General features: G+C 41.7%; 17 protein-coding genes, 1 other RNA gene and 1 pseudogene. 8 read left to right on the top strand and 11 right to left on the bottom strand.

Going from position 1 to position 21020, the window contains the following annotated elements; translation table 11 throughout:
* Positions 1–6: 6 nt before the first annotated feature.
* From B5354_RS06290 to B5354_RS06310, 5 genes are all read right to left on the bottom strand, one after another.
* Positions 7–1359, bottom strand: a complete 1353-nt coding sequence (locus B5354_RS06290) for an aspartate aminotransferase family protein (RefSeq protein WP_079527032.1) — start codon at positions 1357–1359, stop codon at positions 7–9.
* Positions 1360–1957: 598 nt separating this feature from the next.
* Positions 1958–2533 (bottom strand): histidine phosphatase family protein, encoded by a 576-nt coding sequence (locus B5354_RS06295; protein WP_079527034.1) that lies wholly within the window; start codon positions 2531–2533, stop codon positions 1958–1960.
* Between the two features lie 64 nt (positions 2534–2597).
* Positions 2598–4292 carry a dihydroxy-acid dehydratase gene (ilvD, locus tag B5354_RS06300; RefSeq protein WP_079527036.1) on the bottom strand — a complete coding sequence of 565 codons (1695 nt, stop codon included), beginning with the start codon at positions 4290–4292 and terminating at the stop codon, positions 2598–2600.
* 217 nt (positions 4293–4509) lie between these two features.
* Positions 4510–6003 carry a glycerol kinase GlpK gene (gene glpK / locus B5354_RS06305; RefSeq protein WP_079527038.1) on the bottom strand — a complete coding sequence of 498 codons (1494 nt, stop codon included), beginning with the start codon at positions 6001–6003 and terminating at the stop codon, positions 4510–4512.
* A 42-nt stretch (positions 6004–6045) separates the two neighbouring features.
* Positions 6046–6876, bottom strand: coding sequence for an MIP/aquaporin family protein (locus B5354_RS06310; protein WP_079527040.1), 831 nt, complete (start codon positions 6874–6876; stop codon positions 6046–6048).
* A gap of 337 nt (positions 6877–7213) precedes the next feature.
* Between B5354_RS06310 and murB the strand changes: the two genes are divergently transcribed.
* Together murB and B5354_RS06320 are read left to right on the top strand one after the other, a co-directional pair.
* On the top strand, positions 7214–8134 hold the full coding sequence (gene murB / locus B5354_RS06315) for a UDP-N-acetylmuramate dehydrogenase (protein WP_079527042.1): 921 nt from the start codon (positions 7214–7216) through the stop codon (positions 8132–8134).
* 142 nt (positions 8135–8276) lie between these two features.
* Positions 8277–8636 carry a DUF2512 family protein gene (locus tag B5354_RS06320; RefSeq protein WP_079527044.1) on the top strand — a complete coding sequence of 120 codons (360 nt, stop codon included), beginning with the start codon at positions 8277–8279 and terminating at the stop codon, positions 8634–8636.
* 416 nt (positions 8637–9052) lie between these two features.
* Here B5354_RS06320 and B5354_RS06325 read toward each other — a convergent pair.
* Positions 9053–9247 (bottom strand): annotated as a pseudogene (locus tag B5354_RS06325) (DUF2935 domain-containing protein); the annotation flags it as partial.
* Between the two features lie 272 nt (positions 9248–9519).
* On the opposite strand from B5354_RS06325, the gene B5354_RS06330 reads away from it, so the two are divergent.
* The gene (locus B5354_RS06330; protein ID WP_079527048.1) at positions 9520–11274 is read left to right on the top strand and encodes an alkaline phosphatase D family protein; all 1755 of its coding nucleotides are present in this window, start codon (positions 9520–9522) and stop codon (positions 11272–11274) included.
* Between the two features lie 135 nt (positions 11275–11409).
* On the opposite strand, the gene ssrA is transcribed toward B5354_RS06330, so the two are convergent.
* Positions 11410–11770: a transfer-messenger RNA gene (gene ssrA, locus B5354_RS06335) on the bottom strand.
* A 90-nt stretch (positions 11771–11860) separates the two neighbouring features.
* Entirely contained in the window at positions 11861–12325 is a 465-nt protein-coding gene (smpB, locus tag B5354_RS06340; protein WP_079527050.1) for an SsrA-binding protein SmpB, read from the bottom strand.
* Between the two features lie 149 nt (positions 12326–12474).
* On the opposite strand from smpB, the gene B5354_RS06345 reads away from it, so the two are divergent.
* Complete coding sequence (locus B5354_RS06345) at positions 12475–13374, top strand: GNAT family N-acetyltransferase (protein ID WP_245804731.1); 900 nt, start codon at positions 12475–12477, stop codon at positions 13372–13374.
* 18 nt (positions 13375–13392) lie between these two features.
* Here the strand turns inward: B5354_RS06345 and rnr are convergent, their stop codons facing one another.
* The 3 genes from rnr to secG all read right to left on the bottom strand — a co-directional run bounded on the left by rnr (position 13393) and on the right by secG (position 16870).
* Positions 13393–15681: a ribonuclease R gene (rnr, locus tag B5354_RS06350; protein ID WP_079527054.1), complete on the bottom strand. Its 2289-nt coding sequence runs from the start codon at positions 15679–15681 to the stop codon at positions 13393–13395.
* Between the two features lie 42 nt (positions 15682–15723).
* Positions 15724–16467, bottom strand: coding sequence for an alpha/beta hydrolase (locus tag B5354_RS06355; protein WP_079527055.1), 744 nt, complete (start codon positions 16465–16467; stop codon positions 15724–15726).
* A gap of 169 nt (positions 16468–16636) precedes the next feature.
* Entirely contained in the window at positions 16637–16870 is a 234-nt protein-coding gene (gene secG, locus B5354_RS06360; protein WP_079527057.1) for a preprotein translocase subunit SecG, read from the bottom strand.
* Between the two features lie 258 nt (positions 16871–17128).
* Between secG and B5354_RS06365 the strand changes: the two genes are divergently transcribed.
* The 4 genes from B5354_RS06365 to B5354_RS06380 are packed head-to-tail and all read left to right on the top strand — an operon-like array spanning position 17129 to position 21016.
* A complete protein-coding gene (locus B5354_RS06365; RefSeq protein WP_079527059.1) occupies positions 17129–17878 on the top strand; it encodes a DeoR/GlpR family DNA-binding transcription regulator in 750 nt (249 codons plus the stop codon).
* Positions 17875–18816, top strand: coding sequence for a 1-phosphofructokinase (gene pfkB / locus B5354_RS06370; RefSeq protein ID WP_079527061.1), 942 nt, complete (start codon positions 17875–17877; stop codon positions 18814–18816). The genes B5354_RS06365 and pfkB overlap by 4 nt, the downstream gene beginning before the upstream one ends.
* The gene (locus tag B5354_RS06375) at positions 18803–20692 is read left to right on the top strand and encodes a PTS fructose transporter subunit IIABC (protein WP_079527063.1); all 1890 of its coding nucleotides are present in this window, start codon (positions 18803–18805) and stop codon (positions 20690–20692) included. The genes pfkB and B5354_RS06375 overlap by 14 nt, the downstream gene beginning before the upstream one ends.
* A gap of 57 nt (positions 20693–20749) precedes the next feature.
* Positions 20750–21016 carry a phosphocarrier protein HPr gene (locus B5354_RS06380; protein WP_079527065.1) on the top strand — a complete coding sequence of 89 codons (267 nt, stop codon included), beginning with the start codon at positions 20750–20752 and terminating at the stop codon, positions 21014–21016.
* Positions 21017–21020 lie beyond the last annotated feature (4 nt).

Here is a 21020-nt window from a genome sequence, read left to right on the forward strand (position 1 = left end):
GGTTAACTACCTCTCTTCTAATCCAGCAAGTATAGATTCTTTTATGATATTTGCCACGTCGTCAATTTGATCTTTGGTAATGATCAAAGGAGGTAACAATCGGACAACACTCCCATGTCTGCCGCCAACCTCTACAATCAAACCTCGCTCTAAGCAATTTTTCTGAATAGCACTAGCAAGCTCTGGATTAGCAGGAAAACTTCCGTCAGAAGAGGATTTCAAGGTTGGATCTACTATTTCAACACCGATCATTAATCCCCTGCCCCTAACATCTCCTAGCTCTGGTACGTCTTTTTGCACCTTTGTTAACAAGCCCATTAATCGATCACCCATGTTTTCAGCGTGTGTCACTAGATTCTGATCTTTAATAAATTTAAGAGTAGCTGTGCCAGCAGCCATAGCCAATTGGTTTCCTCTGAACGTTCCGATGTGAGCTCCAGGCTGCCATTGGTCTAACTTCTTATCATAGATCACAACAGATAATGGCAGGCTGCCCCCTATGGCTTTAGATAAGACCACAACATCAGGGACAATTCCAGCATGCTCAAAAGCAAAGAATTTACCAGTACGGCCAATACCTGTTTGAATTTCATCGATGATAAGCGGAATATTCCTTTCTTCTGTTATTCGTCGCATTTCCTTCAGCCATTCTATATTTGCCGGAATCGATCCGCCTTCTCCTTGAACAACTTCTAAAATCATAGCTGCTGGCGGCAGGATACCACTTTCAGGATCATCTAACATGTTTTCAATATACCTGCTGCTTATTTGATGACTTTCATCTCCCCCGATCCCAAAAGGGCAGCGATAGGCATAAGGATAAGGCATGAAGTGCGTGTTTGGTACAAGGCCTTGCACCTTTTCTTTAGGTGCCAAAGTTCCGCTAATTGACATGGTTCCATGTGTGGATCCGTGATATCCTCCATGAAAAGATAAAATTGTGCTTTTTCCCGTAGCAGTTTTTACGAGTTTCATTGCTGCTTCGATGGCATCTCCACCTGTGGGCCCACAAAATTGTATTTTAGCTTTTTCGACAAACTCTTGGGGCAAGGCAGCGTATATTTCATTTATAAATTCTTCTTTTACAGGCGTTGTCAAATCGAGGGTGTGGAGAGGCCTCTGATCCTTAATCACTTGTTCCATCGCCTCCACCACTTTTGGATGATTATGACCAAGAGCTAATGTCCCTGCACCTGCTAAGCAGTCATAGTATTGTTTCCCATCCATATCAGTCACAAAGATCCCTTGAGCTTTATCGATTGCAATTGGAATTCTACGTGGATATGAACGAGCATTTGATTCGCGTTGTTCCTGTGTATCTAATAAGGATTGATTGTTTTTCTCCAGCTGTGTCAGCATAAAAAAACCCCTTCACTAATTGATAATTAATTTCAATTGATTTGCAGGACTAGCATAATTGATAATGATTATCAATGTCAATGAAACTTATGTACCACTTCAGTTATGTATTTTAAATAAATTCTGATTGTTCCTTCATGGGTATGAGAATAAGGTGGTTGGAGAAATAACTCGCTTTTCGTGACCCCACAGGACGTGGGGCCGTTCGGTGTTGGCACACGACGTGCCGAACTTAACCGAACATCCTTTAACCGGTGAGTCTCCTCGGCTACGCCTGCGGGGTCTCACCCTGTACGATCACCCCACAGGAGTCTCGCCATTTCCCCGACTACCTTTCCATAATAGAGAGAACGAGTATTCTATTAAATTTCCTAGCTTATGGCTTTACAGAGTGTTTTTAACCAATCTTTATTTCTAAGCTACATCAATAAAAGTCATTAAATCCATCTGTATTGAAAATAGAGATTTTTTCACCCTTAACCACTTCCTAAAAAAGACAAAAAAAAGACGTGCTTTGTTAAGCACATCCCTTCAGGAGAAGAACTATCAATTTCAATTTTTGTTTTTAAAATCAGACGAAGGGTCTTTTGAACTAATTTCAAGCCAAATGTTTTGTACAATTATAGAGGTCACACGTCCATTTTTCCTTTAAATTATTGACGATCGTAACAGATGTGTTGTTTAAACTCTCAACTTTTTTAAAACCTTCGTCTAATCCTTGAACAAGGTGTCCAATAAAACCTCCATGACTTACGACCAGCACACGTTTATTTGGATGGTTGATAACTATATCGTTCACAAATGACCTTCCTCTTTTTAGTACATCAGGCTGTTTTTCTATTCCTAACTCAAGATCACGCCAGTTTGTTCCCCACTTTTCTATTCTTTCTTCCTCGATTGTCCCTTCAATTTGTCCGCCTGATACTTCTTTAATTCTTTGATCGAACAAAATCTCTGGAACAGACAATCGTTTGGCTATAATTTCAGCAGTCTGTTTGGCTCTCAATAATGGACTTGAATAAATGAGATCCCAGTCTTCATCCTGCAATCGTTCAGCTAGTTTATATGCGTCCTCTCTTCCTTCTTGATCGAGTGGAATATCCGAATTTCCCTGTGCCCTTTTCTCTTTATTCCACGGTGTGCTTCCATGTCTAATCAACCCAAGTGTGGTCATGTCAGAACCTCCTCTTAACGAAAATAATTCCTAAAAAAAGAGCCGCATGGGCTCTTTTTTCAGATCAGTCTAAATCATGATCCGTAACAGCACCTTTTGAAGCCGAAGACACGAGTCGAGCATATTTCGCAAGTACACCTGTCTTATGTCGCAGCTCAGGTTGTACCCATTCTTGCTTTCGTTTTTCTAACTCTTCGTCTGTTACGTCAAAATTAATCTGTTGGGTATCACTATCAATCGTAATCGTATCGCCTTCTTTAAGTAGACCTACCGGGCCGCCAACGAAAGCTTCCGGGGCAACATGTCCAATTACAAATCCGTGTGAACCTCCAGAAAAACGCCCGTCAGTCAATAGAGCCACTTTACCTCCAAGACCTTTCCCAACTATCATGGAGGTGATCGAAAGCATCTCCGGCATTCCAGGTCCCCCTTTAGGGCCTACATTTCTAATGACAACCACGTCGCCTTCTTTCACTTGGTCTTCCACGATAGCAGTTGTCGCCTCTGCCTCCCCATCAAAAACTCGTGCCGGTCCTTCAAAGCGGCTGATTTTCTGCCCGGACATTTTGGCTACTGCCCCTTCTGGTGCTAGATTTCCTTTCAATAATACAAGGGGTCCATTTGGTTTAATGGGCTCATCAAATGGCACGATGACTTGCTGACCTTCTTTTAACGGTGCTGCTTCTTCAAGGTTTTCTGCCACTGTCTTTCCAGTCACGGTTAAGCAATCCCCATGCAACAATCCTTGTTCGTGCAATAGCTTCATGACTGCAGGTACTCCACCACTTTCATATAAATCCTGCATTACATATTTTCCGCTCGGTTTCATATCAGCAATGTGCGGAACCTCCTGACGAATTCGTTCAAAATCATCGAGGGATAGATCGACACCGGCGGAATGCGCCATGGCTGTTAAATGCAGAAACGCATTCGTTGACCCGCCTAGCGCCATCACAACAGTGACCGCATTTTCAAAGGCTTTCTTCGTCATGATATCTCGAGGATAAATCCCCTTCTCAAGCAATTCAATGACTAGTTCGCCTGCTTGTTTACATTCTTGTTCTTTATAATCATTTACCGCTGGGGTAGAAGACGACCCAGGGATGCTCATTCCGAGCGCCTCTACAGCGGAGGCCATCGTATTGGCTGTGTACATACCACCACAAGCTCCTGCTCCCGGACAAGCATGACACTCCACCTTATGAAGTTGTTCATCATCAATTGTTCCCTCATGATACTGACCAACTGCTTCAAATGAAGAAACGATGTCGATATCCTTACCGTTCAGCTTACCTGGCTGGATAGTGCCTCCATAAACATAAACGGAAGGAATATTCAAGCGGCCAAGCGCCATAAGACAACCTGGCGTCGTTTTATCACACCCGCCAATGGCAACCACGCCATCTAATCGTTCTGCATTCGTAACCGTCTCAATAGAATCTGCAATGATTTCACGGCTTGGCAGAGAATAATGCATCCCTTCATGTCCCATTGCAATTCCGTCTGAGACTGTAATTGTATTAAAAATCATCGGAGCTCCGCCATTGTCGGCTGCTCCCTGCTTAGCTTCTTTTGCCAGGTCATCAATATGTATATTACAAGGAGTTACTTCACTCCATGTACTGGCAACACCAATCATGGGCTTTTGAAAATCTTCATCTTCAAAACCAACCGCACGTAACATCGAACGGTTCGGAACCCTGTTCACACCTTCACTGATCACTTTACTGCGAATACGCAAATCTTTTTTCTCAGCCATTGTCTTCATCCTTTCCTGCCTATCTAACAAGATAAAATAATTTTCTATTATAACGATGATACAGATTTCAGCATAAATTCGCAATCAATTTTCTGAAAATATGAAACTTTCCATCTAGTGAAGCGCTTTCTTTATTGTTCTGATCAACTTGGATTTTATAAAAAAATTCTAACCCGGCTGTATTGCTCCCAGCCGGGTTAGAATACTGTTTTCTGCTCTACTTAAATTCTCTGGTGGCAGCTACGGCCTTTTTCCAGCCGCTGTATAACTGCTCTCGTTTTTCAACTTCCATGGTTTCAGAGAATGTACGGTCATTCCGCCATTGTCTTGCGATTTCATCTTTATTCTTCCAGTACCCAACAGCCAATCCAGCAAGATAAGCTGCTCCTAGTGCTGTTGTTTCCTGAACCACAGGCCTCTCTACTGGCACACCCAGAATATCACTCTGAAACTGCATTAAGAAGTCGTTTTTTACGGCACCGCCATCCACACGTAATGTGCTTACATCAATTCCTGAATCAGCAATCATAGCATCAAGAACATCTTTCGTTTGATAAGCAAGCGATTCTAATGTTGCCCGAACGAAATGGTCCTTGGTCGTTCCTCGAGTTAATCCAAACACGGCTCCCCGAGCATCACTATCCCAGTAGGGTGTCCCTAAACCAACAAAGGCAGGAACGAAGTAAACCCCCTCCGTAGAATCAACCGCTGTCGCAAAGTCTTCACTTTGCGGCGCATTTTCAATCAGTTGCAAACCATCACGGAGCCATTGAATAGCAGAACCAGCTACGAAAATACTTCCTTCAAGTGCATATTCTACTTTTCCGTCAACTCCCCATGCCAACGTTGTCAGTAACCCGTGCTTAGAAGTTACCCCTTCTTCTCCAGTATTCATCAACATAAAGCAACCCGTGCCGTAAGTGTTTTTAGCCATTCCCTTGTCAAAACAAGCCTGACCAAACAGGGCAGCTTGCTGGTCTCCAGCAATTCCAGCGATCGGAACCTCATGGCCGAAGAAATGATAATCAACTGTCTTCGCATACACTTCTGAAGATTGTTTGACCTCTGGGAGCATTGTTTTTGGAATGTCCAGAATTTCTAATAATTCATCATCCCACTCAAGATCATAAATATTGAAAAGTAACGTCCTGGAAGCGTTTGAGTAATCTGTTATATGAGTCTTTCCGCCAGACAACTTATAGACGAGCCATGTATCCATAGTTCCAAACAGCAGATCACCTTTTTCTGCTTTTTCGCGAGCCCCTTCGACATGGTCCAGAATCCATTTCACTTTTGTTCCTGAAAAGTATGGGTCCAACAATAGCCCTGTTTTTTCTTTAAAAAGCTCATTATGTCCTTTTTCGCGCAGATCCTTACAAATGCCCTCCGTTTGACGGGATTGCCAAACGATCGCTTTATAAATTGGTTTTCCGGTATGTTTATCCCAGACGACCGTCGTTTCTCGTTGATTTGTGATTCCGATCCCAGCTATTTGATCAGGCTCAACATCTGCCTTTCTAAGAACTTCAGCCACACAGGCAAGAACCGATGTCCAAATTTCATTCGCATCATGTTCTACCCAGCCTGGTTGAGGGAAAAATTGCTCAAATTCGTGCTGGCCTGTTTCAACAATTTCTCCTTTTTGATTAAATAAAATGGCTCGTGAACTTGTTGTACCCTGATCTAACGATAAAATGAATGTGTCACTCATTTGAAAATCACCCTCCAATTATAGTATTTAAGTCAGGTTAAATTAGACTATCTTTTCCTCAATTTTATCTGCAGCGGTTTCACCTTTCTTCAACTCTGCTCTCGCTGCACCGAATAAAATGAAGGCCATGATCACACTTAACACCCAAAATAATGGCGTGAATTCTCCTAGGAACAAGGCCCGGTAAAAGACAGCACCATAGATTCCGCCTAAAATGGGACCTACAACAGGGATCCATGCATAACTCCAATCAGATCCTCCCTTCCCCGGTATCGGCAGCAGCGCATGCGCGATTCTCGGGCCAAGGTCACGGGCAGGATTGATCGCATACCCAGTGGCTCCCCCTAAGGACATTCCAATCGCTACAATTAAAGCCCCGACAATCAATGGATTCAAGCCCTCTGTAAAATCATTAGCACCAATAAACATCAATCCCATCAACAGGACAAATGTACCCACTATTTCACTAACTAAATTAGAAAACGGACTGCGAATAGCCGGGTCTGTCGCAAATACACCCAGTTTTGCTGCCTGATCTTTTGTCTCTTTCCAATGTGGCAAATAATTAAAGAATACAATTACAGCGCCGATAAAAGCACCAAGCATTTGCGCACTAATGTATAACGGCACTTTCGACCAAGGGAATTCTCCAGCTGCTGCAAAGCCCAGCGTGACAGCAGGATTAATATGTGCTCCTGTAAAATTACCAACTGCATAAACACCCATAGCTACAGCCAGACCCCAGCCGATCGTAATCACAACCCAGCCGGCACCTTCTGCTTTGGTGCCTTTCAACACGACTCCACCGACTACTCCGCCGCCCAAAATAATCAGGATCATCGTGCCCAGTACTTCAGCAACAAATTCAGACATAAGCTCACTCCTTTTGTTCCATTAACCTCGTTTTGAAGACAAAAAAAGACTCACACTAAAATTACAGTACTTTTCTAAAAAATAAAGTACTAAAATTAGTGTGAGTCTCCAGATCTCCATCACGTAGTTAACTTGTTAATTACAATCTAAACCATTGTGTAAACGCTGTCAACAGATTTAATCAAATTGGTTAGGAATGCTTAATTCAGAAAATAATGTTTTAGAAAGGATTATTTTACGTTTACTGCGATATAATTGTATAAAAATAACTTTGATTATCGCCCATTTTATTATAAACTTCAGTAATGAAGAAAACTTGGAAATAGGAATGGTGTTCATGTTTAATAAACAAAAAACGCACGATAAATTATTAGAGCTTGTAAAAGCAGAAAACATAAAACCAGAGGAAGACTTAAGGAACCACCTATACACAAAACTTGGCGGAAAAGCCGATTTCTTTATCACGCCGACAACTTATGAGGAAATTCAAAAAGTTGTAAAATTCTCTAATGAAGAGGACATCCCCTTCACACTGCTTGGCAACGGATCAAATTTAATTATTAAAGACGGTGGTATCCGCGGAATCGTCATCAACCTCAAGCACCTTGATGACATTTCTACAGAAGAAAATACGCTGGTAGCTCAAAGTGGGGCCCGCATTATTGATGCTTCATTATTTGCCATGCAACAACGTTTATCAGGCCTTGAATTCGCCTGCGGAATCCCTGGGACGGTTGGAGGAGCTCTCTACATGAATGCAGGTGCATACGGTGGGGAAATAAAAGATGTGCTTGACTACGCTTATGTTGTAGATAAGAACGGAGATATCGTGAAGCGGCTGGCTACAGAATTAGACTTGGACTATCGCACCAGTAACATACCAGACAATGGGGATATTGTAATCGAAGCAACGTTCAACTTGAAACCTGCGAAATATGAAGATATTAAAGCTGTGGTTGATGATCTCACCTATAAACGTGAATCTAAACAGCCATTAGAATACCCGTCTTGCGGCAGTGTCTTTAAACGCCCACCTGGATACTTTGCAGGCAAACTTATTCAAGATAGCAGACTCCAAGGAACGAACATTGGCGGGGCTGAAGTTTCTACGAAGCATGCCGGTTTTATCATCAATAAAGATAATGCAACAACAACAGATTATATTTCTTTGATCGAACATGTACAACAAACAGTCAAAGATAAATTTGGAGTTGAACTTGAACGGGAAGTAAGAATTATTGGAGAAGATAAAGAATAAATATAGCTGCGTATCCCATCGGGTGCGCAGTTTTTTTATGATTTTCAAACTGCTGCCCTTTTGGCTGCATGACTCTCTGAATAAAAATTACTTTTTAAAAGATAATAGTCAGTGAAGTTTATATAAAGGAGCATACAAACTTATGACAAGCTTTTTAGTCAAAATCGTTACCCTTCCGATTGTACTCATCTTAGCTATGTATTTTTTAGCCGGTGTCGATTATGGCTCAATATGGCAGCCTATCATGGTTTCCATCGTTCTGTTAGCTGTAGGATTAGTCATGGAATATATGCTGCTTAACGACCAGGGTTCATTATGGAGAAGTACTCTGTTAGATTTCATAACATCCTTCCTCCTTATTTGGGGATTATCCAATATATTTATGGAGGCAGAGGTTACGTTTACAGGGGCCCTCATTACTTCCTTAGTCATCGGGGGATGTGAGTATTTTCTTCACAAATATCTTATCGGTTCACGAAAAACAGCTAAATCACCAGCATAATTTGAAAATACCGAAGCAGAGACAGCTTCGGTATTTTCATGCTTTGTATTGTTATTCAAGGATTATTCATGGGCAAAATCCGAATTCTTGATCCTCTAAGCACATCTCACATACATCGTAACTATCATATGTGTGTTCAGACAGGTTATCTCCAGCTGTTTGCTGAATTCTACCGCATATTTCACAAATTCGAACCATTTATACCAAGCTCCTCGTTTTTTGATCCAATTTCTCACTCAATGACAGTATTAAACTATGGAGCGTTCACCTTAACAATCTATGTATAAACCTACTCACTTGCTTATATGATTTCCTTTGATGGGCTTATTATGCAATAAAAAAGAGAGCTCATGGCGCACATGAACTCTCCTATTATGGACTTCTCTTACTTTAAAGTTCTTTTTCATACATACATCTCATGTTTGGAGACGAGGTTTAGTGGAGGCGCATTCTGGATGCTGAAGCTCTGTCGATTCTGAAAGCTTGATCAAATAGTAGCATTCTTCCCTCATCATATGGTCAGCCATTAAGGGAGCAAATGTCCGCAATGCCTCTTTACTCAACTCTAATTCTTCGATCTCATTGAGGAAAATGCTAAAGAGCTTCATTTTCTCAATAAAATTATTTTATTTTCTTTAACTCATAATGAAGAAAAATAGTTCTTAAGCCACGTGATTAACGGACTGATTTTTAAATTCAACTAGGTAAATACTTATCATTTGGAAATATAAGTAACTTTAATTGTTCGATCATTCTACTAATATATATCTATCCTCGTGTGACCTCCTCTTTGTTAATTTACAACAATTAACAACTCATTAATAATCAACCTCTATCATAAAACACGAAACAACTTATTTAGAATTAGAGAGGTGAAGGTAACATGTCACAAGAAAAACCATTGGATCAATGGATCGAACAGTTAAATCAGGAAAGTCAATCGAAAAACTTCGACCGACGGGATTTTCTGCAAGGGGCAGGAAAAATTGCAGGTCTTTCCCTCGGACTCGTTATCGCTCAGTCGATGGGAGGTTTAAAGGTGGACGCATCTGCTGCGAAATTCAGCAGCTATCCTTTTTCACTTGGGGTTGCTTCTGGAGACCCTTTGTCTAACAGTGTTGTACTTTGGACGAGGCTTGCTCCAGAACCTCTTAATGGCGGCGGAGTTCCTTGGCACAATATTCCGGTAAAATGGGAATTAGCGAAAGATGAGCACTTCCGCCACATTGTTCAGCGCGGAACGGAGGTAGCGAGGCCGGAATTAGCTCATTCTGTCCATGTAGAAGTAGACAAACTTCAGCCAGACACCGTATATTTCTATCGATTTAAGGCAGGCCATGAGCTTAGCCAGGTAGGTAAAACTAAAACGATACCGGCAGCTGGTGCCAGCGTATCAAGTCTTACTTTTGCCTTTGCTTCTTGCCAACAATACGAACATGGTTATTATACGGCATACAAACATATGGCTAAAGAAAATCTTGACCTTGTCTTTCATTTGGGAGACTACATATATGAATATGGACCAAATGAATATGTTTCCGGTACAGGAAACGTCAGAGACCATAATGGACCAGAAATTAAAACGCTGGATGATTACCGAAACCGGCATGCACAATATCGAACTGATCAGGATCTTCAATCAGCCCACGCTGCTTTTCCATGGGTTGTCACCTGGGATGACCATGAAGTGGAAAACAACTATGCTGATATGATTCCGGAAAAAGGGCAGGCCGTTGAAGAATTTGTAAAACGCCGTGTCGCTGCCTATCAGGCGTATTACGAACATATGCCGCTGAGACGGTCTTCCATGCCGCATGGTACTGATATGCAGCTATATCGCCAATTCTCCTATGGTGATTTAGCAAATTTCTTTGTTCTGGATACACGCCAATATCGTTCTGATCAGGCAAATGGAGACACAAGTTCTCCTCAAACAGCTGAATCTCTTGATTCATCACGCACCCTTCTCGGTGAGAAACAAGAGGATTGGCTGCTTCAAAACCTTGGTCAATCACAATCTAAGTGGAACGTCATGGCCCAACAGATTTTCTTCGCTCAGCGAAACTACGGTCCAAGCGCTGACGAACCACTGTTCAGCATGGATGCTTGGGACGGATACACGCCGGCCCGCCAGCGAATTACCGATTTCGTTAAAAGCAAAGACATGGATAACTTTATTGTCTTAACAGGGGATGTCCATGCGAACTGGGCATCGAACTTAATTGCTGATTTTAATAAGCCTGACTCGCAAGTTTATGGGGCAGAATTCGTTGGGACTTCCATTACCTCGGGTGGAAACGGTTCAGATCAACGGGCAGATACGGAGCGGATTTTAACTCTAAATGACCACATTCAATTTTTTAATGATTACCGGGGTTATGTTCGCTGCCACGTAACGCCCCATCAATGGAAAACGGACTATCGTGTTCTTCCGTATGTGACAGAACCCGGAGCAGACATTTCTACGCGAGCTTCGCTTGTATATGAAAAAGATCAAGCCGGTATAAGAGAAGTATCACAACACACTGTTCCACAAGGTAAAAAATCCTCCAATGAAGTTGAAGAGGATCGGTATAAAGCTCATAGCCATGCGCATAAGAAGCAAGTAAAAAAACAAAAGAACAAGCTTCCTAACTAACTTGATCCCAATCATCAAGAAGAAAGCAGGCGGTACCACGCCTGCTTTCTATCTATGAAAGATAAACATAAAAAGCGGCCTCACCGCAATGGTAAGACCGCATTAATTATTGTATTCAGCCACCAAATTATGTATTGGTGGAGACGGTGGGAGTCGAACCCACGTCCGGAGATATCGGCACTCGGGCTTCTACAAGCGTAGTTGATATATTGTCTTTCACTGTCTCTTCGGCCTATCAACGGGCTTCCGAGCAGCTAGCCTGATTAGTCTCTTCGTTTTTCCTCAGGCGGTGGAAAAACGCGTAGCCCGCTTCAGTTTGAGACCCTTCATCTAGCACACGGGCGATGCCAGGAAGGATCAGCTATAGACTACTTACGCAGCTACAGCTAGGTTATCGTTAGATTCGCCAGTTATTATAGGCAAATGACGTTTTACGAGTCGTCGCTCGACTTGCAACCCAAGCTCGACCTATCCCCGTCGAATCCGTAACGTCCCCGTTAGGATTAAGGATAGAGCATCAAGCTCTTTATTCATATTTTGTTTACGACATAATTATTATAGCACATTTGCACTAAAAATCAAGCAATTATTTTAAACTGTCTTTAATAGCCCGGTCAATTTCACGATTGACCTGCTTACGTTTGAGATCCTCACGCTTATCATATTTCTTCTTCCCTTTTCCTAGGCCAATCAGTACTTTGGCTACCCCATTTTTAATATAAATCTTCAGGGGAACGAGAGAATACCCCTTTTGCTGAGTTTGACCAATCAACTGATTGATTTGCTTCCGGTGAAGCAGAAGTTTACGGCTTCTAGTAGGATCATGGTTAAAAATATTGCCCTGTTCATATGGAGAGATATGAAGATTATGCAGATAAACCTCTCCGTTACGAATACGTGCGAAGCTATCTTTCAAGTTTACACGACTTGCCCGTATTGACTTAATTTCGGTCCCTTGTAAGACAATCCCCGCTTCAAAGGTTTCTTCTATAAAAAAATCATGACGCGCTTTTTTATTTTGCGCGATGGTCTTTCCATTTCCTCTTGGCATAGCGATTTCCTCCTCTAATACGTGAATTTAATTGTACCAAATATCTGATGTATATCCAATTTGAATCTTATGAGAGAACCTTCTTATGGACACTCTTAACGAGGGTGTGAGATGATACTTTACAAATGTTAACAAAAGGAGCGATTACATTGAACTCCCAAGTCATGCCTATCAAAAAATTATCACTCCATGATCTACCTGCTGTAAAACAGATGAACACAGGGATCGATGATGATTATATAATTCGTATTTTTGACCGGCTAATTAGTTCCGACACACAGGAGCTATTCGGCTTGTTTCGCGAAGGGAAGTTGGTTTCCATTGGGGGATACAGCTTATTTGGGGAGAACCAATATGCCATGATTGGACGGTTAAGAAGCGACCTTACCCTTCGTTCAAAAGGGTATTCTACTGCATTGCTTTCTCAAGTAGTCAAAGAACTAAGAGATATGCCTGAAATCAAATGGATTGGGGCAAACACTCATCTCTCAAACTACCCTACTCGTAAAGTACTTGAAAAGATAGGATTACAGCCAGGCCAAGTAAGTCATTACTTGACCTTAACATCACCTGAGAAGTTAAACGGTCATACTCCAGGAAAAGTTTGGAAAGGAATTTATGATATAAAAGAGAAATTCTCCTATTTACTCAGTTTGTCAGATAACGCCCTTGGTTTGTTTCCTTATGAATGTTATTACCCTTTACCATACGATCAAGTGCTTTTCACAGAGAAATACTTAGAAGATGCTAGTATGTATGTGAATCCTGATCAAACAAGATTTGTTTTAATCAAAAATGATCAAAAGAAGTATCAGTATTCTCATGTTAAATATTTTTGGAACGATCATTATCAACAGCCCGGGTTTTTTGAGACCATCTATGACCACTGGAAAAAGAATAAGGACAATTACGGCTGCTGGATCGACTTTTCAGAAGAAGGATTTAAACAAATACCTTATTTAAGCCCTTACGAAGTCCAGGACCCATGGATTCTTTACGGGATAGTAACCCGACATAACCAAGCGCGCAGTAACTTACCGCGCGCTTAGTCTATATAAAAGGTAAATTTACTTCTTTTTCTTTCTTCCCTTTTTAGGAAGTCCTTTATTACGATAAAAAGGTTTATTTCCTTTTTGCTTTTTCTTTTTCTTGTTTTTTTTCTGCTCAGGAGCTTTTGATTGAATTTGGGTTGGGCGGGATTTACGTTCCCGTTGTTTTCTAGGTTTCATCCCAACTACTTCAAAATCCACCACTCTTTCGTCTAAGTTTACATTGACAACTTTAATCGTGATTTCGTCACCGATTCTAAACATATTGCCTGTCCGCTCACCGATCATGGCAAACTGCTTTTCCTGAAAATTGTAGTAATCATCTGTCAGTGTACTCACATGAACAAGCCCCTCTACCGTGTTAGGCAGCTCTACAAACAGGCCGAAACTCGTCACTGAACTAATTACACCCTCATACTCTTCGCCGATTTTATCTTCCATGTATTCCGCTTTTTTCAGATCATCTGTTTCCCGCTCAGCATCAACAGCAGCTCGCTCCATCTCTGAAGAGTGTTTGGCGATTTCAGGGAGCTGGTCTTTCCAATGCTTCCGAGTATTATAATCTAATTTGTCTTCCACCAAATACGTTCGAATTAGCCGATGGACGATTAAATCAGGGTATCTCCGAATCGGTGAGGTGAAATGGGTGTAGAACTCAGTTGATAAGCCGAAGTGGCCAAGACTCTGTGGATCATATTTTGCCTGCTGCATAGAGCGAAGCATCAGCTTCGAAATAATCATTTCTTCCTGAGTTTCTTTCACTTCTTCAAGTACTTTCTGCAAGGCTTGAGGGTGTATGTTATCGGCAGATCCTTTAACTGCAAATCCTAAATTAGCTACAAATTCAAAGAAATTTTGTAGTTTTGACTCATCCGGATCCTCGTGTACACGGTGAATAAACGGCACGTCCATCCAGTGGAAATGCTCAGCCACCGTCTCGTTAGCTGCCAGCATGAACTCTTCAATCAGACGTTCAGCTACAGAACGTTCACGAATTTTAACGTCAACAGCCTTGCCTTCTTCATCAACAATCACACCGGCTTCTTTAAAATCAAAATCAATCGCACCACGACCAAACCTCTTCTTTCGCAGCGTAGCAGCCAGTCCTTCCATTTCACGGAACATCGGCACAAGATCTTTATACTTTTCTATGAGTTCTTCATCGTTGTCCTCTAATATCGAATTGACGTCACGATACGTCATCCGTTCGTTCGTTTTAATGACACTTTGGAAAATTTCGTGCCCGACTACATCACCTTGGCTATTAATTTCCATTTCACACGATAACGTTAATCGATCCACTTGAGGGTTAAGCGAACATATCCCATTCGATAACCGATGGGGGATCATCGGGATCACTCGGTCAACTAAGTAAACACTTGTCGCCCGTTCCTTAGCTTCTTTATCAATAGGAGAATTCTCTTCAACATAATACGTAACATCCGCAATATGGACTCCTAATTTATAATGGCCATTATCCAGTTTTTTGACTGTGACCGCATCATCTAAATCTTTAGCGTCTGCTCCATCAATGGTCACAATCATCTCATCACGGAGATCACGGCGATTGCCAATCTCATCTTCTGAGATTTGATCAGGTGTCTGGCCAGCCTGGTCGAGAACCTCCTCTGGAAATTCAGTCTTAATGCCATGCTTATGAATAATCGAGATGATGTCGATCCCTGGATCGTTTTTATGACCCAGTATCTCCACAACTTCCCCTTCCGCACTCATCCGCTCTTCAGGAAACTTGGTAATCGATACAATGACTTTATGCCCCTCTATTGCACCATTTGTTTGACCTTTAGGGATAAAGATATCATTGGGAATCCGTTTATCATCGGCAACCACAAATCCAAAGTTACGGCTTGATTCAAATGTTCCGACCACTCGTGTGGTAGCACGCTCCACAATTCGGATAACCGTCCCCTCTGGGCGCTGACCATTCTCGTCCCGCTTTTCGACACGAACGAGTACTGTGTCATTGTTCATGGCTGAATGTAAATCAGAATGATGGATATAAACATCATCCTTACTATCGTCTTCCGGGAGCAGAAACGCAAAACCCTTTGCATGCATCTGGATCCTGCCGCGGATTAAATTCATTTTCTCCGGCAGTCCAAAGCGGTTTTTCCTCGTTCGAACAAGTTCACCCTGTTCTTCCAATTGATTCAGGGCTTTCATCAGGTCTTTGAACTCGTCTGATCCTTGAAGCTCAAGCGCCTCTTCAAGTTCACTCACCGACAAAGGTTTAGAAGCTTTTTCATTAAAGTGTTCACGTACTTTTTGTAATAACTCATTGTTCATCTTCGTCTTACCTCCTTTAAGCAAAGGACAAGACTCCGGTCCTTAAGACCAATCAAGAGATTCAAGAAATGCGAGGATGTCCTCATAAAGCTGTTCTTTTTCTTTATCCATTGTGATCACATGGCCAGAGTTTTTGTACCATTTGATATCCTTTTGATCGGACTCTATTTGCTCATAAATATAATTAGCACTTTCTGTATTAATCATCTCATCTTGTTCAGCTTGAACGATAAAAGCCGGCGTATAGATTTGGTCGACTTCATCGTGAACACTGGTGATGAATCGTCCCAGCTGTTTAAACATACCTTCTGATTCATCTAATAATTGCTGGATTTCTCCCTCAATTGTATCTTTGTCTTTCCCTTCTAACTGTTTGTATTGCTTCGCTTTAAACTGAAAGCCCTGGGTCAGCTGTGTTTCATTATCGAAGAACATCGGTGCACACATTGTCACGATACCCTTAATAGGCTCTGAGTATGCAAGTTTCAATCCAAGAACTCCACCCAATGACAGACCAGCCACTGCAATTTGTTCATATCCCAATTCGCGTAAGTGGTTCAATGCGTCCTTTACATCTGTCCACCATTGCTCTGGTGTCACATCAATCAACGCCTCTAATTCCTGTCCATGGCCACGGTAAATGGGGGCATGACTTGTATACCCATGCTTCTGGAGAAACCGGCCAAGCATCCGTACATCAGCAGAATGGCCTGTAAATCCGTGAAGTAATAACACTGCACGATCTCCCGCTTCAAATGTAAATGGTTCTGGTTGTTTTATTTTCATATCGTTTGGTCTCCTTACTTCAACTATTTCCTTAAATGGAAAAAATCATTCCTGATTTGCAATGTTTCTATCTTACCAAATTCAGTCACAAATCACATCAGATTTATTTATTCCACTAAAAAAGCCGTGCTTATGTAAAAAAGCACGGCTTTTCATCATTTATTTAAGACTATCCTAAGACGTAAGCTGCCAGGAAAGAAAGGACAAAGAATAAGACTCCTGTTATAACAGTTGCCCGATGAAGAACGGCATCGATTCCGCGCGCTTTCTGTTTCCCGAACAATTGTTCAGCTCCTCCAGAGATAGCTCCAGATAACCCGGCACTTTTTCCAGATTGTAATAGCACAAGAACAATTAAGGCAACCGTATCAATCGCTAATAAAGTAATCGCAAGTGTTTCCATGATGTGCCAACACCTCCTAAAGACGCACAAGTAACTATTTTTAAATGTAGCATAAAAGCCCCCAATCAGCAAGAAAATTTAGATGATTAAAAGGGAATCAAAAGAATATTTTTGGAAAATTATAGATCGCAGAATTACCTTATGACTGTTTTTGAAAATAATTTGACTGATAATGATCGAATTTGACTGTTTATGATTGATTTTTGTAAAGGCTTACTTTAAAATATAGTTAAAAGGAATGAGAAAGGAGGAGTCTGATTGTTAACACCTGAACGACATAGGCTAATTCTTGAACTGATTGAAGAACATCATACCGTTACAATCAAACAACTTGTTGAACATACTACCTCCTCTGAATCGACGATTAGACGTGATTTGGATCAATTGGAACAGTTAGGGAAGCTTAAGCGGGTACACGGTGGTGCATCGTTAAGGCAAGCCACAAGCGAGGAACCAACACTACTTGAAAAAACAACTAAAAACCATCAGGAAAAAACTTCCATTGCAATAATGGCTGCATCTCTGGTTCGAGATGGAGATTGTATCTTTATTGATGCCGGTTCTACAACTTACGAAATGATCCCCCATTTATCGGATAAAGACATTACTGTCGTTACAAATGGATTGAATCATCTTCATGCGCTTAGCAGCCATTCGATTCCCACGTATATTCTCGGAGGATTTGTTAAGCAGCGGACTAAAGCAATAATTGGAACCATGGCTTTAAAAAACTTAGAGCAATATCGATACGATCAATGTTTTCTTGGTGTAAACGGTCTTACACTAGAAGACGGTTTTACCACTCCTGATCCTGAGGAGGCGGTCATTAAACGCTCAGCGTTATCTCTTTCTCAAAAACGATTTGTCCTGGCTGACCACTCTAAGTTTGAGGAAGTCGCCTTTTCAAAAATTGCTGATCTAGCAGAGGCAAGCATCATTACAAATTATCAAGGGGCTTTATCCGCTTCTTATAATGAAAAAACTATCTTAAAGGTTGTGACACCATGATCTATACTTGTACTTTAAATCCTTCGATAGACTATATTATGCAGATTGACCAAGTTCAGCTAGGTAAGTTGAACCGGGCAGATAAGACATTATTTTATCCAGGAGGAAAAGGAATTAACGTCTCCCGGGTTATGGCTAGACTCTCTATAAAAAACACGGCACTTGGCTACCTTGGAAAATTTACAGGCAAGTTTATCACCGACTCTCTAGACCAGGAAGCAGTTCATCATCAATTTGTCGATACAGGACAATATACAAGGATTAACGTCAAGCTAAAAGATGATCAAGAATCCGAAATTAACGGTCCGGGTCCAGCGATAAATTCCCGGCACCTGGAAGAGTTGCTGGCACAATTTAAAAAAATGAAAACAAACGATATTCTCATTCTGGCAGGAAATGTGCCGTCCTCTCTCCCGGAAGATTTTTATTCTCAAGTATCCGACATCTGTGAAACCAATGGAGTGTTGCTTGTAGCAGACACTTCTGGAGAGGCGTTAAAACAATTAATTGGTAAATCTTTATTTTTATTGAAACCAAATGATGACGAGCTTGGTAATTTGTTTAACACAGCCATTGAAACAAAAGAACAAGCCGCCTACTATGCACAAAAGTTGGTTCAGCAAGGTACTAAACATGTGATCGTCTCCATGGGGGGAGAAGGAGCTGTTTATGTAAATGAACAGGTACAGATGCATGCGGATGTGCCTCAAGGAAATGTTAAAAACTCAGTAGGAGCTGGAGATTCAGTTGTTGCTGGATTTATCTCTGCTCTTTCTTTAAACAAGGACATGAAAGAAGCTTTTAGATATGGTGTAGCCGCCGGAAGTGCTACAGCTTTCCAGGATGACTTATGCCAGCAATCAGATGTAGAAAATTTGTTAAATCAAATAACAATCACCCCACTTCTTAAGGAGGGAAACACAAATGAAGATTACTGACCTATTAACAACGAAAACAATCGTTCTTAATATGAGTGCTTCATCGAAGGCGGAAGCAATTGATGAGTTAATCGGTAAGTTGGACGAAGCAGGCAAACTGTCTGATCGAGAAGAATATATAAAGGCGATCGAGGCTCGCGAACAACAAAGTACTACAGGTATTGGAGAAGGGATTGCTATCCCCCATGCTAAAACTTCCGCGGTTGCTGAACCGGCCATTGCCTTTGGACGCTCGCAAGAAGGTCTTGATTATGAATCCTTAGACGGTCAGCCCACCAACCTCTTTTTTATGATCGCTGCCTCTGAAGGAGCGAATCAAACCCATTTAGAAACGCTGTCTCGTTTATCATCGTTCTTAATGGATAAGAATTTCCGTACAAAGCTTGAAACGGCTAAAACGGAAAGTGATGTCATTGAAGCGATCAATGCGAAAGAGGCAGAGGAAGATGAGGAGGAAGAAACAACTTCTACCGACGGAAAAATCCTTGCCATAACTGCCTGTCCTACCGGGATCGCACATACGTATATGGCTGCTGATAAACTTAAAGATACGGCCAAAGAAATGGGAATCAATATTAAAGTCCAGACTAACGGCTCAAGTGGTGTAAAAAACCGCCTGACTGAAGAGGACATCGCCGAGGCTGATGCGATCATTGTTGCAGCTGATACAAAAGTGGATATGAGCGGTTTTAATGGAAAACCAGTTATTGAAGTTCCGGTGGCAAAGGCCATTCATGAACCAGAAGACTTACTCAATAAAGCGATCCATAAAGATGCTCCTATCTATCATGGAAACCAAAACAGTTCTGACTCTTCCACCGGTGATCAAAATCAACGGACAGGATTTTACAAGCACCTTATGAATGGGGTCTCAAACATGCTTCCATTCGTAGTCGGTGGTGGTATTCTCATTGCGATCTCTTTCTTCTTTGGGATTAACGCGGCAAATCCGGACAGTGATCAATACAACCGCTTCGCTGAAATGTTAAGTATTATTGGCGGCGGCAATGCTATGTTCCTGCTCGTACCTGTCTTAGCAGGTTTTATAGCCTCCAGCATTGCTGATCGACCTGGCTTTGCTCCTGGTATGGTCGGGGGATTAATTGCTATCACATCAGGCACAGACGGTACAGGCTCCGGATTTTTAGGTGGCTTAATTGCTGGTTTCCTTGCTGGTTACCTGACTGTTGGAATTAAAAAACTACTGGCGGGACTGCCAAATGTACTTGATGGACTCAAAACGGTTCTGTTTTATCCCGTGTTATCGATTTTCGGAACAGGAATGATCATGTTACTGATCAATCCTCCTTTAACGAGCATCTACACAGGCCTGCTGAGCTGGCTTGAAGGGCTAAGCGGCGCCAACATTGCTCTTGTCGGATTAATTTTAGGAGGAATGATGGCCGTAGACATGGGGGGACCTATTAACAAAGCCGCCTATACCTTTGGGTTAGCTACGCTTCAGGCAGGAAATTATGAATTTATTGCCATTGTCATGGCCGGAGGAATGGTTCCACCATTAGCTATGGCTATTTCAACAACACTCTTCAAAAACAAATATACTGATCAGGAACGCGAAACTGGAAAAACAGCCTATGCTCTCGGTGCTTTTTTCATTACTGAAGGGGCCATTCCATTTGCTGCAGCAGACCCTGGGAGAGTCATTCCATCCATGGTTGCTGGATCTGCAATAACAGGGATGCTAACAGCGCTTTTCACCATTCATCTAACAGCACCGCATGGAGGAATCGTTGTCATTGGATTAGTACAGGGCGGCTTAACACAAGCTATGCTGTACATCCTGGCTATCCTTATAGGATCAATTGTGGCTGCAATTATAGTAGGATTCTTGAAAAAAGACCTGCGAAAGGCTTAAAATAGTATAGTTAGGGTATCTTTGCATTAAATACCGATTTATCAAGGAGGAATAATCATGGTAGAAAAAACATTTAACATTACATCTGCAGACGGCGTTCACGCTCGCCCGGCTACCGTACTTGTACAGAATGCAGGCAAGTATGAGTCAGATATTAACCTGCATTATAAAGAGAAGGCAGTTAACTTAAAATCCATTATGGGCATTATGAGCTTAGGAATCCCAGCAGGAGCTGAAGTTAAAATTACTGCTGAAGGAAATGACGAGCAAGAAGCGATCGATCATCTGGCAACGACAATGAAGAATGAAGGTCTGGGGGAATAATTGC

The organism is Halobacillus hunanensis (assembly GCF_900166655.1).
In the GTDB taxonomy this organism is placed as follows: Bacteria; Bacillota; Bacilli; order Bacillales; family Halobacillaceae; genus Halobacillus_A; species Halobacillus_A hunanensis.